The sequence below is a fragment of the Oryzihumus sp. JJN4-3R genome (assembly GCF_057747915.1).
In genome coordinates this window covers 1890925-1904149 of the sequence record NZ_CM173229.1, presented here as the reverse complement: position 1 = coordinate 1904149, position 13225 = coordinate 1890925, and the positions used below count along the sequence as shown (strand labels likewise).

Here is a 13225-nt window from a genome sequence, read left to right as displayed (position 1 = left end):
GTCCCGGGGGCCGGGGAGGGGCGCAGGTCTGAGAGGGTCGGGGGCATGACCGCAGGGACCGAGGCCGACCTCGACCTCGCGCTGGCGATGGTCTCCTCCCGGCTCGGCTGGATGGACCTGCTGCCTTCCGGCCACGGGTCGCCGCTGCCGTGGTCCTGCCAGGACGTCGTGGACGGCCAGGAGCGCGGCGAGGACCCCACCGCCGCGTGGCGCGAGGCGCTGGCGGCCACGACGGCCCGGCAGTACCGACAAGCCCCGCCGCCCGCCATGCCCGCGGCCTTCGTCCTCCTCTGGTACCTCGACGTGCTCGCCAACCCGGTCGCGTTCGCCGTGGCGCTCGGCCCGTGGGTGCTCGATGCCAGCCCCGGCAACATCCGCTTCGACCTGCAGAGCGACCAGCACTACCCCGAGATGGCGTCCTTCGGCGCCGGCGACCTCGCCCTCGTCGGCGACCCGAACGAGCGGCAGCACCTGGCCCGCGAGCGCTACCTCGCCCATGCCCGGCGCTTCGTCGACGGCTACCAGCCCGGCGTGAAAATGAGCTCGCGCCAGCGCCGGGGCGCCATCGAGGACACCTGGCAGATCGCCACCCGCCGTGCTGCCGAGACGTGCCTGCCCCCACCGGCCCCGCAGCCGCAGCGACGGCAGTCGTGCTGCTTCATCTTCACCCTCCCCGGCGCCACCACCTGTGCCATGTGCCCGCGGCTCAGCCCTCCAGCTGGGCGGTGAAGACGTCGCCGTCGCGCGCCACCCGGGCCAGCACCTCGTCGAGGTCGAGCTGGCGCAGGGCGTCCCGGCTGGTCGCCCCCTTCTCGACCTCGGCCCACGTCCGCGGCGCCGCCACGGCCGGGGTCTCCCGGCCACGCAGCGAGTAAGGACTGATCGTCGTCTTGGCCGCGGTGTTCTGGCTCCAGTCGAGCAGCACCTTGCCCGGCCGCAGCGACTTCGTCATCTTCCAGACCACCAGGTCGGGCCGCACCTTGGTCAGGTCCTGGGCGATCTGGCGCGCGACCTCACGGATGGTGTCGGCGTCCTCCTGGCCGGGCAGCCGCGCATACAGCTGCATGCCCTTGCTGCCGCTGGTGACCGGCGCGCACGACAGCCCGATCGCCTCGAGCCGTTCGCGCACGTCGAGCGCGACCCGGGCGCACTCGTGCAGCCCGGCCGGTGAGCCCGGGTCGAGGTCGATGACCATCCGGTCCGGGGGCAGCGGCTGCCCGTCGTCATCGAAGCGCCACTGCGGCACGTGCAGCTCCAGCGAAGCCAGGTTGACCAGGTAGGTCAGCGCGGCCGTGTCCTCGATGACCGGGTAGCGGATCGTGTCACCGCCGCCGCGCGACCCGCTCGAGGCCACGGTCACGGTCCGCAGCCACGACGGCGCCCCGCCGGGCAGGTTCTTCTCGAAGAACGAGGGCCCGGCCACACCGTGTGGCCAGCGGATCCGCGTCACGGGCCGGTCGGCCAGCAGCGGCAGCAGGATCGGCGCCACCCGCGCGTAGTAGTTGAGCACCTCTCCCTTGGTCGTCTCCGTCGCCGGGTACATCACCTTGTCGAGGTTGCTCACCTGCAACCGCCGCCCGTCGACGGTCACCGTCACCGACTCCTTCTCCGGCACGGGTCAGGCCTCCCTCTCCAGCAGGTCCGCGACGGTGAGGTCCGCGCGCACCCCGCGGTATGCCGGCTGCCTGAGCCGCCCGCCCGCGGTGCCGCCCAGCGCGGTGACGTCCACGACGACCTCCGGTCGCACCCACGTCGTCCCGTCCGCGTCGATCCGGGGGACCGCGTCGGCGAACGGCGAGGCGTTGGCGCGCAACGGCTCCAGCCGCTCGAGCAGCAGGACCGCCGCGCGGCCGGCCAGGCCGCTGCCGACCCGGCCGAGGTAGCGCAGGCCCTCGGGAGTGGGGCGTCCCACGAGCACGGCCCCGAGTCGGGAGGCGTTGGTCGTCTCCGGGCGCCAGCCGCCCACGACGACCGAGTCGGTGGCCCGGTGGGGGAACTTCAGCCAGTCGGCGCTGCGCCGGCCCGGGTGGTAGCGCGAGGACAGCCGCTTGCTGACCACTCCCTCCAGCCCCTGCTCCAGCGTGGCGGCCCGCAGCAGCTCGCCGTCCTCGTAGACCGGGGGCACCTGCCAGTGCGCACCGCCGAGACCGATCCGCTCGAGCGTGGCCCGCCGGTCGGCCAGCCTGCGGGCGGTGAGGTCCACGCCATACAGGCGGAGCAGGTCGAAGACCATGAAGGTGACCGGCCGCGTGACGGCCAGCGCGGCGGCGCGGCGCTGGTCCTGGACGTGCATCCGCTCGGCGAGCGCGGCGAAGGAGGGCACCCCGTCCTGGAGCGCGACGACCTCGCCGTCGAGCAGCGCGTCCTCGGCCTCCAGGGCCAGGCCGGCGAGCTCGGGGAACGTTGCGGTGACGTCCTTCCCGGTCCGAGAGGTGAGCCGCAGCCGCCCCTCGTGCAGGTCGGCGAGGACGCGCATCCCGTCCCACTTGACCTCGTGCACCCAGTCCGGGCCGCCGGGCAGGCGGGTCGCCTGACTAGCCAGCATGGGGCGCATGGGTCCATCCTGACCGAAAGGGAGCATCAATCGGGTGGGAAGTCACCACCTTCAGTCCGGGGTGGGAGGTCTTGCATGCGCGCCATCTGGAAGGGGGCAGTCTCCTTCGGCCTGGTCAACGTGCCGGTCCGGCTGTACTCGGCCACCGAGAACCACGACGTGCAGTTCCGCCAGGTGCACCGTGAGGACGGCGGCCGGATCAAGTACCAACGCGTGTGCAGCATCGACGGCGAGCAGGTCTCCTACGACGACATCGCCAAGGGCTACGAGACCGAGGACGGCCAGATGGTCGTGCTCACCGACGAGGACATGGCCGACCTGCCGACCCGCAGCTCCAAGGAGATCGCGGTCGAGAAGTTCGTGCCCTCCGAGCAGATCGACCCGATGCTGCTGGACCGCTCCTACTACCTCGAGCCGGACAAGACGGCGACCAAGCCCTACGCCCTGCTGCGCGACGCGCTCAAGTCCGCCGACCGCATGGCGATCGTGACGGTGGCGATCCGCACCCGCACGACGATCGCGGTGCTGCGGGTGCGTGACGACGTCATCGTCATGCAGACCATGCTGTGGCCCGACGAGATCCGCTCCCCGGAGTTCATCGGCCTCGGCGATGCCGAGACCGCGGTCAAGCCGGCCGAGCTGAGCATGGCGAACATGCTGGTGGAGTCCCTCGCCGGCGACTACGACGCGAGCGACTACGAGGACGACTACCAGCAGGCTGTCGACGCGCTCGTCAAGACCAAGCTCGAGGGCGGGGAGGTCCAGGAGGCCCCGGCCGCCAAGGACACCTCCGGTGAGGTGGTCGACCTGCTCGCGGCCCTGCAGCGCAGCGTCGAGCGGGCCAAGGCCTCCCGCGGCGAGCCGGTCGAGGAGGCCGAGCCGGAGAAGCCGGCCGCGAAGACCGCGGCGAAGAAGGCCCCGGCGAAGAAGGCCGCGACCCCGAAGGCGGCGGCGAAGAAGACAGCGGCGAAGAGGGCGGCCACCAAGGCCGCCGAGGAGAAGCCGCGCAAGAAGGCGGCAAGCTAGGCCCATGCCCGAGGGACACACCCTGCACGCGCTCGCAGGGAGCATCGACCACGCCTTCGCCGGGTCACCGGTGAGCGTCTCCAGCCCGCAGGGACGCTTCGCCGACGGCGCAGCCCTGCTCGACGGGCGCGTCCTGCGCGAGGCCTCCGCCTGGGGCAAGCACCTGTTCGCCGAGTTCGAGGGCGACGCCTGGCTGCACGTCCACCTCGGCCTCATCGGCAAGTTCGCGGTGCAGCAGCGGGACACCAGCGACGGTATGCCGGGCGCGCACGTCCCGGTGCAGGGCCAGGTCCGCCTGCGCCTCCTCAACGACGGCTGGGTCGGGGACCTGCGCGGCCCCAACCTGTGCCGGGTCATCACCCCGGAGGAGGTGCACGGCGTGCACGCGCGGCTCGGCCCCGACCCCCTGCGCGCCGACGCCGACCCCGACCTGGCGTGGCGCCGGATCTCCCGCTCGGGCCGCACCATCGCCGAGCTGCTCATGGACCAGGAGGTCGTCGCCGGCGTCGGCAACGTCTACCGCTGCGAGCTGCTGTTCCGGCACCGGGTCGACCCCTTCCGCCCCGGCCGGGAGGTCCGCCGCGCGACGTGGCGGGCGCTGTGGGACGACCTGGTCGTGCTCATGCCGCTGGGCGTCGCCGCCGGGCAGATCCTCACCCGCCAGGACCAGGTCGACGCCGCGATGCTCGAGCTCGCCGAACGCGGCGGGATCACCCGGCCCGAGCGCTCCTCCTACGTCTACAAGCGCACCGGCGAGCCGTGCCGGGTCTGCGGCTCGCGGGTGAGGACGCAGGTCGTCGTCGGGCGCAACCTGTTCTGGTGTGGCCGCTGCCAGCGGCGGCGCTGACCCGGCCGTCCGCGCATACCCGGCCGGTCTGCGCATGCCCGGCCGGTCCGCGCAGACCGGAGAGGACGGCGAGGATCGGCCGGCGGCGGTGTCGATCCGGGCCGCGGCCGTTCGTGTAGGGGGTGACCAGCCGGCGCCGGGCCGGCGGTGACGCCAGGGAGGCGGATGAGATGAAGCAGTACCTGCTCAGCGTGTACCAGCCCGAGGGTGAGCTGCCCCCGCAGGAGTTCCTGGACCAGGTGATGCGCGACCTCGACGTCGTGCACGAGGAGCTGCGGGCCGCCGGCGCGTGGGTCTTCTCCGGCGGCCTCAGCGCGCCGTCCACCGCCACGGTGGTGCGGCTCAAGGGCGATGACCTGCTGATGACCGACGGGCCGTTCGCGGAGGGCAAGGAGTACCTCGGCGGGTTCACCATCGTGCGCGCGCCGGACCTCGACGCCGCGCTGGAGTGGGGCCGCAAGCTGGCCCGCGCCACGACGCTGCCGGTCGAGGTCCGGCCGTTCGAGGGCGTGGTCGGGGACTGAGCGCGCCTCAGTCCTGGCTGACGCTCGTCCCGCGCAGGACCGGGCCGGCCAGCAGCGTGGTGATCGTGCTGTCCGAGGAGCGGCTGCCGAGCAGCGCCGAGACCAGGCGCTGCTCGGCAGCGGTGCCGGCCATGCCGGAGTCGGCCCGGGCCAGCCCGGTGGCCGGGAAGCCACTCAGCGCCGGCCCCGACGAGGGTCGCTCGAAGGTCATGCCGGGCGGGATGTAGCCGGGCTGCCCGCAGTGCGCGTCCAGCTCGGCGAACTGCCGGCGCCAGTCCGGGTGGCTGCGCTTGTAGTCCCCGACCGGGTCGCTGCTGTAGCCGTAGAGGTTCGCCGTCCCGTCCTGGAAGTGCTTGCTGGGCAACGGTTCGGCCTGGCTGCTCGGGGGGCAGGGGAGCAGGCCGCACGACCCCGCGGGTGCCGGCCCCCACGCCGGCTCCTCACCGGGCTTGAACGGCTCGCGCGGGCTCACCACCTCGAGGGTGATGTGGAACGTGTGGTCGGAGAACGCGTCGGCGATCCGCGGAGTCCACCGGGTCAGCGCCTGGGCGAGGCAGGGGTACTCGGGGGAGTAGCGCGCCAGCGTCTGCATCGTCGGCGCCCCCACCCGGTTGACCTGGATGATCCGGTCCCCGTCCGCCCGGAGGAATCCGGTCGCCGTGTCGGCGAAACCTGCTGTGCCGGCGAGGAACCCGGCCAGGGTGTCCTTCTTCTGCGCCAGCGTCGAGCTCGGGGTGATGAGCGACCGCAGCAGCCGCACGAGGTCCGGCGCAGCGTCGGCGTAGGCCGAGGCAACGTCGGCCAGGGTGCTGATGTCGGCCCGGATCGTCGGCATCTTCGGGTTGAGCTGGCGCAGGTAGGCATCGACCGTGACGAGGTTCTGCCCCAGGCGCTGGCCGCGCCCCTCGAGGGCGGTGGCCAGGGCGTTGAGCGTGGCGGCCAGCTTCTCCGGCTGGACGGTCCGCAGCAGCGGCAGCAGGTGGTCGAAGACCTGCTCGAGCTCGATGGCGACCTGGCTGTGGTCCTGCGTGATCGTGTCGCCCTCGCGGATCGGGCGCGCCGTCCGACCGGCCGCGGAGGCCGCTCCTGCCGGCGGCTCGAGGTCCACGTAGCGTTCACCGAACAGCGTCTTGGGCAGCAGCCGCGCGTTGACGTCGGCCGGGATCGCGGCGACCTTGTCGGGGTCGAGGGCGAGGGTCAGGACCGCGCCCTGGCCGGTGCTGGTCACCTCACGCACCCGCCCCACGAGCAGGCCGCGCAGCTTGACGTCGGAGTGGTCGGTCAGCATGTTGCCGGCCCGGTCGGCCCGCAGCGTCACCAGCACGACCGGGGTGAACCGCTGCTGGTACGCGGCGACGCAGGTCCCCAGCAGCAGGGCGACGACCACGATGAACCCCACGCCCGCAGCCGGATCGGCCCACCGCGCCCGTCGTCCGTGCATCTGGCTCCCCTGTCCGCCGACGTCAGCCGGTCAACGAGGCAACCTGCCCGGAAGGTATGCCGTCCGGGCGGCCGGCTGTCCCGCCGTCCGTCCGGTCACCGGTCCGGCCCAGGGCCCGCGCGGCGGCGGCGCCGCGCGCGAGCAGCCACGCGAGGATGCCGAGCTCCACGACCGAGACCAGGCCGATGCCGAGGTAGCCGGCGGTCCAGTACCACCCGGGCAGGTCGGTGCGCTCCTCCCGGCGCAGGACCTGCCGGTCGTCGAGGAAGGCCGCACTGCTGCCGGAGGCCAACCGCACCTCGGGCTTGCCGATCTCGGGGTCGGCGGGCATCCGGACCGGCAGGGACAGCAGGTCGTGCGCCCCGCGGTGCAGCCGGATCGTGCTCTTCCAGTGGCCGTCCAGCGGCATCGCGTCCCGGCTGCGCCAGACGCCCTCGGCGACCCGGACCATCGGGGCGATGTCGGTGCCCCCGCCCTGCCAGGCGGTGGAGACGAACCACGTCGCGCGGTCGGCGGCGTCGGCCGGCGTGAGGTGCACGGTCACGACCGCGCGCTGCGGGTTGCCCGCCTGCGCCGCGAGGTCGACCCGCGCGGTGACGTCGGGGTGCGCGCCGCGGGGGACGGCCACGGCCATCGGCACCACCACGGCGACCAGCCCCGCCAGGGCCAGCAGGTGGGTGCGCCGCACGGTGCGGACGGGCACCGCCGCGGCAGCGGAGGGGGCGGCGACCTCGTCGAGGCGGGTGGCGACCCACGCCGCCACCGCGCCGGCGCCCACGCCCGTGACGACCCCGAGACCGATGGCGGACGGCAGGAGCTGCCCCGGCCAGGGGATCGGCATCCACACGTGCGACCACGCGTACTCCGCCAGCACACCGAGGGTGCCCACGGCCACGCCGGCGACGGCGCCGAAGCGGAACCGGCGGCTGGTGCCCACCGTGAGGGCGACGCCCTCCACGAGAAGTGCTTCCACGGCATACAGGGGGAAGTGGGGGGTGACCCGACCCAGCGGGCCACCGACCAGCCAGGTGATGGCGCCGCGGACGACGAGGTAGACGACCAGGGCGCCGAGGGCGCTGCCGCGGCCGCGGCGGGCGCGGGTGAGGACCAGCGGCGCGACGGTGCCGAGCACCAGCAGCAGCGGCTGGGCCAGCAGCGGGAACTGCGGCAGTCCGTAGTCGTACTCGGTGGCGAACAGCTCGAAGGCGATCAGCAGTGCGCCGCCCGTGACGACGTCGAGAAGGGCGTAGCGCCGGCGCGGCCCGCTGACCTGGATCGCCTCCGAGCGCAGCAGGAAGAGCGCGAAGAGGGCGATGACGGCCCCGCCGATCATGAGGATGTGGGTGGGGCCCCACAGCGTGACGTCCTCGCCGAAGATGCGGTGCCACAGGTCGTCAAGGGGGAACCCGGTGAGGGAGAACGTGCCGCAGACGACGACGAACACGCCGCTGAGGGGGAGCAGCCAGCCGGGACGCACCCGTAGCGCGCCGGCCGCGAGGGAGCTGGTGCGCCCGGCGCCGGCCGGGGTGGGCCGCGCCGCGAGGGCGCAGGTGACGACGCCGCTGGCCATCACCCCGAGCAGGCCGAGGAAGATCGGGTAGTGCGCCGGCGTGCCGAACGGCCCCTCGTCGCGGCCGAAGTCGAGGTGGAAGGAGATGTCCCACCACACCCCGAAGCCGGCGGTGAGGATCGAGGCCGTCTGGATGAGCGGGCTCAGCGTCGCCCACCGGGGGGAGCCGTCCAGGCCGGCGACCCGGTCGGCGAGGGCGCCGAGCAGGGTCCGGTGACCGGTCCGCTCGCGCAGGACCAGCCAGCCCAGCAGCGCGTAGACGGCCCCCACGAACGCGACCACGACCACCACCTGGGAGGTCTCGGCGACTCCGGGAGCGGGGGCGTGGCTCAGCATGGGTGACTCCTCACCTTCTATGTGACATCGACGATGTCACATAGAAGATGTTGCAAGTAGGATGAGCCACTGTCAAGGGAAGGGTGCCGATGTCCACCAGTCACGGGCCGCAGGACGGCGAGCTCACGATCGACCAGCTCGCCGCCCGGACCGGTATGACGGTCCGCAACGTCCGTGCGTACAGCAGTCGCGGACTGCTGCCACCCCCGCGCCTGGTGGGCCGCACGGGCTACTACGGCTCCGAGCACGTCGCCCGGCTGACCCTCGTGCGCGAGATGCTCGACCAGGGCTACACGCTGACCGCCGCCGAGCGGCTGCTGGCGTCCGCCCCGTCCTCGGGGGCGCAGGCGCTGGGGCTCTACCACTCGCTCATGACGCCGTGGGACAGCGAGCCCGAGGTGCTCGAGCCCGAGACGCTGGCCGCCCAGGCGCGGGTGGCCCACGACCCCCAGACGATCGACCGGCTCGTCGACATGGGGCTGGCCGAGCGGCTGCCCGACGGCCGGCTGCGCATCCCCAATGCCGGCCTGCTGCGTGCCGGCCTGGAGGTCATCGGCCTGGGCATCCCCGTGGAGGCGGTGCTCGAGCTCGTGCCCGGACTGCGCCAGCGCGCCGCGGCCGTCGCCGACTCCTTCGTGGAGCTCTTCCGCAGCACCCTGTGGGCCGACTTCATGGAGGCCGGCCTGCCCGCGCAGGAGTGGCCGCTGATGCAGCAGAAGGTCGAGGCGATCATCCCGCTGGCCGGCCAGGCGCTCGTCGCGGCGTTCCAGGAGGCCATGCGGGGTGCGATCGAGCGGGCCATGGGCGAGGAGCTCGACGGCCATCCGGGCGAGGCGGCGGCCGGCGCCTGAGGCCGGGTCTCAGGCGTGGGGGATGAGGGCGGCGAGCCCGTGCCACACCGCGCCCATGACGAGCTCGGTGGCGTCCTCGGCGCTCACGGAGGTCTCGCGCGCCCGCCACACGGCCAGGCGCTCGCAGGCGCCGACGACCACCTCGGCGTAGCCCTCGAGCAGCAGCGGCGGGACGGCGTCCAGACCCGCCTGCCCCTGCAGGGTCCGCACGATGAACGCGGTCTGCTGCCGGCGGATGCTCTCGATCCCGGCGCTGGCCGAGGCCTGCATCGACCCCTCGTGGGTGATCAGGGCGAACGCGGAGGCGTGGTCGTCGATGAAGTGGAAGAACGCCGCCACCCCGGCGCGGAACTGCGCTTCGACCGAGGAGCCCGGCGGGACCGCCTGCCAGGCGGACTCGGTCGCCTGGAGCAGCTGGGTCCGGGCCCCGGCCACGCAGGCGGCCAGCAGGCCCTCCTTGGAGCCGAAGTACTCGTAGATCATCGGCTTGGTGACCCCGACGCGGTCGGCGACCTCCTCCATCGTCGTCGCATGGAAGCCGCGCTCGGCGAACACCTGCTCGGCGATGCCGAGGATCTGCGCCTCGCGCTCGGCGCGGGGCATCCGGGGGGAGCGGGTCGCCGGGGTCGCGGTGCGGGCCATGCCCAGATCCTAGCTGCTCCCTACCGCGAGTAAGTTACTGATGGTAAGTTCCGTCGCCATGAGCACCCGGCACACCGTGCGCACCGATGACGGGACCCGCCTCGCGGCCTGGGTCGACGGCCCCGCCGACCCCACGGCCACGGTCGTCCTGGCCCACGGCTGGACGCTGGACCACACCACCTGGGAGCGCGTGACCGAGGCGCTGACCCGGGCCGAGCCGGGGGTGCGCGTGGTCCGTTACGACCAGCGCGGCCACGGTGCCTCCGACCACGGCCGCGGGCGGCCGACGATCCGCCGGCTCGGCGACGACCTCGCGGCCGTCGTGCGCGACCTGGCCCCACAGGGGCGGGTCGTCCTGGCCGGGCACTCCATGGGCGGGATGTCGGTCCTGGCGATGGTCGGGCGCCACCCCCAGCTGGTCACCGAGCGGGTCGCCGGGGTGGGGCTGGTCTCCACGTCGGCCTCCCTGGCCGGCGAGGACGCCGGGCACTTCGCCTCGGCGGCCGGTGCTCCGCCCCGGCTGCGCCGCGTCGCCGCCCGCGTGCTGCCCTGGGTGATGCGCCTGCTCGGCGCGCTCCCGAGGTGGGTCAGGGTGCGCGGCCAGCGCCTGGAGGGCTCGCGCGCCCTGCTCTTCGGCCACGCCGCCGACGAGGCCGACGTCGCCAGCACCCACGCCGTCATCACCGCCAACCCGGTCGCGACCATCGGGCGCTACTTCCTCGCGCTGAGCCGACACCACGAGGTCGACGCCCTCCCGCTGCTCGCCGAGGTGCCCACCAGCATCCTGGTCGGGTCCCGCGACCGGCTCACCCCGAAGCGTTTCTCCGACGCGATCGCCGAGGCGCTGCCGCACGCCGACTACGAGGTCTGCGAGGACGCCGGCCACATGCTGCCCCTGGAGCGCGTCGCCACCGTCACCTCCCACCTGCTGGCCCTCAGCCGGCTCGATCCGGTCGACCCGGACCCGGTTCGCTCCGCGGCCGTCGGCTCGGGGGAGGGGCGATGAGCCCCGACGCCGTCCCGCACCACCGCGTCATCGTCGTCGGCACGGGCTTCTCCGGGCTGGGCATGGCGATCCGGCTGGCCCAGCGCGGCGCGGAGGACTACGTCGTCCTGGAAAAGGCGCAGGACGTCGGCGGCACCTGGCGGGACAACCGCTACCCGGGCTGCGCGTGCGACGTGCCGTCCCGCCTCTACAGCTTCTCCTTTGCCCAGAACCCTTCCTGGAGCAGGGAGTTCGCCCCCGCCGCGGAGATCTGGGACTACCTGCGCCGCTGCGCCGACGAGCACGGCGTCCGCGACCACCTCCGCTTCGGCGCCGACCTGCGGTCGCTGGAGTATGACGAGCCCTCCGCCCGCTGGACCCTGACCGTCGCGGACGGCCGGCAGTGGACCGCGGACGCGGTCGTCCTCGGCATCGGCGCGCTCCACGAGCCGTCGCTGCCCGACATCCCCGGCCTGGACACCTTCACGGGCCCGGTGCACCACTCCGCCCGCTGGCCCGAGGGCGAGGACGGGCTGACCGGCAAGCGGGTCGCGGTCGTGGGCACCGGCGCCAGCGCGGTGCAGCTCGTGCCGGCGCTCGCCCCGCGCGCGGAGCAGCTGCACGTCTTCCAGCGCACCCCGGCCTGGATCCTGCCCAAGCACGACCGGGACCTGGGGCCGGTGCGGCAGGCGGCCTACCGTCGGATACCGGGTCTGCAGCGGGCCGTGCGCTGGGCGACCTACTGGGAGCTGGAGTCGCGGGTGCTGGCGTTCTCCCGCTACCCGGCCGCCATGAAGCTGGTCGAACGGGTGGCCAGGCGCCACCTGGCGAAGTCGGTGCGCGACCCGCAGGTGCGCGCGGCACTGACCCCGGACTACACGATCGGGTGCAAGCGGATCCTCATCTCCAACGACTACTGGGCCGCGTTCGACCGCGACGACGTCGAGCTGGTCACCAGCCCGGTCACGCGGGTCGAGCCCGGCGCAGTCGTCACGGCCGACGGCACCCGGCGCGAGGTCGACGCGATCGTGCTGGGCACCGGGTTCAGCGTCAGCGGCAGCTACGACCGGATCGACGTCCGCGGGCTCGGGGGGCAGTCCCTGGAGCAGGCCTGGTCGGCGGGGATGCGCACCCACCTGGGGGTCACCACCGCCGGCTTCCCGCAGCTGTACTTCCTGCTCGGCCCCAACACCGGCCTGGGCCACACGTCCGTCGTGATGATGATCGAGTGGGCGACGAGCTACGTGCTCAAGGCACTCGACCTGGCGCGCCGGCAGGGTCGGCCCGTCGTGGTCACCGACCGGGCGCAGGAGGCGTTCACCGAGGAGATGCGCCGCCGCAGCCGCCGCACCGTCTGGGCCTCGGGCTGTCGCAGCTGGTACCTCGACCGGTTCGGCCAGAACACCACCGTCTGGCCCGGCTCGACGCTGAGCTACTGGTGGCGCACCCGCCGGCTGGACCGGCGGGACTTCGCCCCGGTGCCGGAGCTCGAGCGGGCCACCCCGGAGCACCTCGACGCCGTCCCCTCGCCGGTCCCGGCCGAGCGGTCCTGACCCCACCCACCGACAGGAGCCACCCGTGCCCCGCACCACGTTCAGCCCCCGCGTCAGCATCGTCACCGGCGGGGCCTCCGGCATCGGCCGGGCCATCGCCGCCGAGCTGGCCGCCCGGGGCAGCCACGTCGTCCTCGCCGACCTCGACGGGGCCGCGGCCGAGCGGACGGCCGCCGAGCTCGCGCCGACAGCGCCGGGCGGGGTCAGCGCGGCCGAGGTCGACGTGAGCCGGTTCGCGGCGCTGGAGCACGTCGTGGCCCGCACCGAGGCCGCCCACGGCCCGGTCGACGTGATGGTCAACAACGCCGGCATCGCCCTCGGCGGCCTGCTCGAGGAGCTGGACGAGCGGCACTGGGACCGGGCGCTCGCGGTCAACCTCGGTGGGGTCGTCAACGGCGTGCGCGCCGTCTACCCCTCGATGTCGGCGCGACGGGCCGGGCACATCCTCAACACCGCGTCGCTGGCCGGCCTCATCCCGGCTCCCGCGATGCTGCCGTACACGACCACCAAGCACGCGGTCGTCGGCCTCTCGACCGGCCTGCGCGCCGAGGCCGCGGCGCTGGGCATCCGGGTCAGCGTGCTGTGCCCCGGCTTCGTGGACACCCCGCTGCTGGACGAGGTCTACGAGGCACCGCCGTCGATCGCCGGCGGCAGCGTGCGCCGGGCGGTCCGGCTCATGCAGCCGCGGTTCCTCACCGCCGCGACGGTGGCGGCCCGGGCCATCGAGGGCCTGGAGCGCAACCGTGCGGTGATCCCCGTCGGCGGCCTCGCCCACACGCTGTGGCGGCTGAACCGCTTCGCCCCGCCGGCCGCGCGGGGGCTGTGCCGGCTCCAGGCCACGGTCCACCGCAGCCGCGTCCGCGCCTGACACCGGCGCCCCGGTGAGCGGGCGTGGC

13 protein-coding genes are annotated in these 13225 nt (G+C 73.9%); 8 read left to right on the top strand and 5 right to left on the bottom strand.

The features are described 5' to 3' along the window. Positions 1–45: 45 nt before the first annotated feature. Positions 46–729 carry a (2Fe-2S)-binding protein gene (locus AC3ANM_RS08790; protein ID WP_488287746.1) on the top strand — a complete coding sequence of 228 codons (684 nt, stop codon included), beginning with the start codon at positions 46–48 and terminating at the stop codon, positions 727–729. On the opposite strand, the gene ligD (AC3ANM_RS08785) is transcribed toward AC3ANM_RS08790, so the two are convergent. Then, positions 707–1615 (bottom strand): non-homologous end-joining DNA ligase, encoded by a 909-nt coding sequence (gene ligD / locus AC3ANM_RS08785; protein WP_488287745.1) that lies wholly within the window; start codon positions 1613–1615, stop codon positions 707–709. The genes AC3ANM_RS08790 and ligD (AC3ANM_RS08785) overlap by 23 nt on opposite strands. A 3-nt stretch (positions 1616–1618) precedes the next feature. Next, positions 1619–2554 (bottom strand): non-homologous end-joining DNA ligase, encoded by a 936-nt coding sequence (gene ligD / locus AC3ANM_RS08780; RefSeq protein ID WP_488287744.1) that lies wholly within the window; start codon positions 2552–2554, stop codon positions 1619–1621. 75 nt (positions 2555–2629) lie between these two features. Here ligD (AC3ANM_RS08780) and ku point away from each other — a divergent pair, with 75 nt between their 5' ends. From ku to AC3ANM_RS08765, 3 genes are all read left to right on the top strand, one after another. Beyond that, on the top strand, positions 2630–3580 hold the full coding sequence (gene ku / locus AC3ANM_RS08775; RefSeq protein WP_488287743.1) for a non-homologous end joining protein Ku: 951 nt from the start codon (positions 2630–2632) through the stop codon (positions 3578–3580). A gap of 4 nt (positions 3581–3584) precedes the next feature. After that, positions 3585–4427, top strand: a complete 843-nt coding sequence (locus AC3ANM_RS08770; protein ID WP_488287742.1) for an Fpg/Nei family DNA glycosylase — start codon at positions 3585–3587, stop codon at positions 4425–4427. Between the two features lie 170 nt (positions 4428–4597). After that, complete coding sequence (locus tag AC3ANM_RS08765; RefSeq protein ID WP_488287741.1) at positions 4598–4951, top strand: YciI family protein; 354 nt, start codon at positions 4598–4600, stop codon at positions 4949–4951. Positions 4952–4958: 7 nt separating this feature from the next. On the opposite strand, the gene AC3ANM_RS08760 is transcribed toward AC3ANM_RS08765, so the two are convergent. After that, positions 4959–6350, bottom strand: a complete 1392-nt coding sequence (locus AC3ANM_RS08760) for an MCE family protein (protein WP_488287740.1) — start codon at positions 6348–6350, stop codon at positions 4959–4961. A gap of 64 nt (positions 6351–6414) precedes the next feature. Then, a complete protein-coding gene (locus AC3ANM_RS08755) occupies positions 6415–8298 on the bottom strand; it encodes a hypothetical protein (protein WP_488287739.1) in 1884 nt (627 codons plus the stop codon). Positions 8299–8387: 89 nt separating this feature from the next. Here AC3ANM_RS08755 and AC3ANM_RS08750 point away from each other — a divergent pair, with 89 nt between their 5' ends. Then, positions 8388–9149 carry a MerR family transcriptional regulator gene (locus AC3ANM_RS08750; RefSeq protein WP_488287738.1) on the top strand — a complete coding sequence of 254 codons (762 nt, stop codon included), beginning with the start codon at positions 8388–8390 and terminating at the stop codon, positions 9147–9149. A gap of 9 nt (positions 9150–9158) precedes the next feature. Here AC3ANM_RS08750 and AC3ANM_RS08745 read toward each other — a convergent pair whose 3' ends face one another. Continuing rightward, entirely contained in the window at positions 9159–9791 is a 633-nt protein-coding gene (locus AC3ANM_RS08745; protein ID WP_488287737.1) for a TetR/AcrR family transcriptional regulator, read from the bottom strand. 58 nt (positions 9792–9849) lie between these two features. On the opposite strand from AC3ANM_RS08745, the gene AC3ANM_RS08740 reads away from it, so the two are divergent. Genes AC3ANM_RS08740 through AC3ANM_RS08730 form a run of 3 tightly spaced genes read left to right on the top strand, consistent with a single transcriptional unit; the run spans position 9850 to position 13197 of the window. After that, positions 9850–10797, top strand: coding sequence for an alpha/beta fold hydrolase (locus AC3ANM_RS08740; RefSeq protein WP_488287736.1), 948 nt, complete (start codon positions 9850–9852; stop codon positions 10795–10797). After that, complete coding sequence (locus AC3ANM_RS08735; protein WP_488287735.1) at positions 10794–12329, top strand: flavin-containing monooxygenase; 1536 nt, start codon at positions 10794–10796, stop codon at positions 12327–12329. Before AC3ANM_RS08740 ends, AC3ANM_RS08735 begins: the two co-directional genes overlap by 4 nt. A gap of 25 nt (positions 12330–12354) precedes the next feature. Next, positions 12355–13197: an SDR family NAD(P)-dependent oxidoreductase gene (locus AC3ANM_RS08730; RefSeq protein WP_488287734.1), complete on the top strand. Its 843-nt coding sequence runs from the start codon at positions 12355–12357 to the stop codon at positions 13195–13197. The last annotated feature ends 28 nt before the right edge of the window (positions 13198–13225 follow it).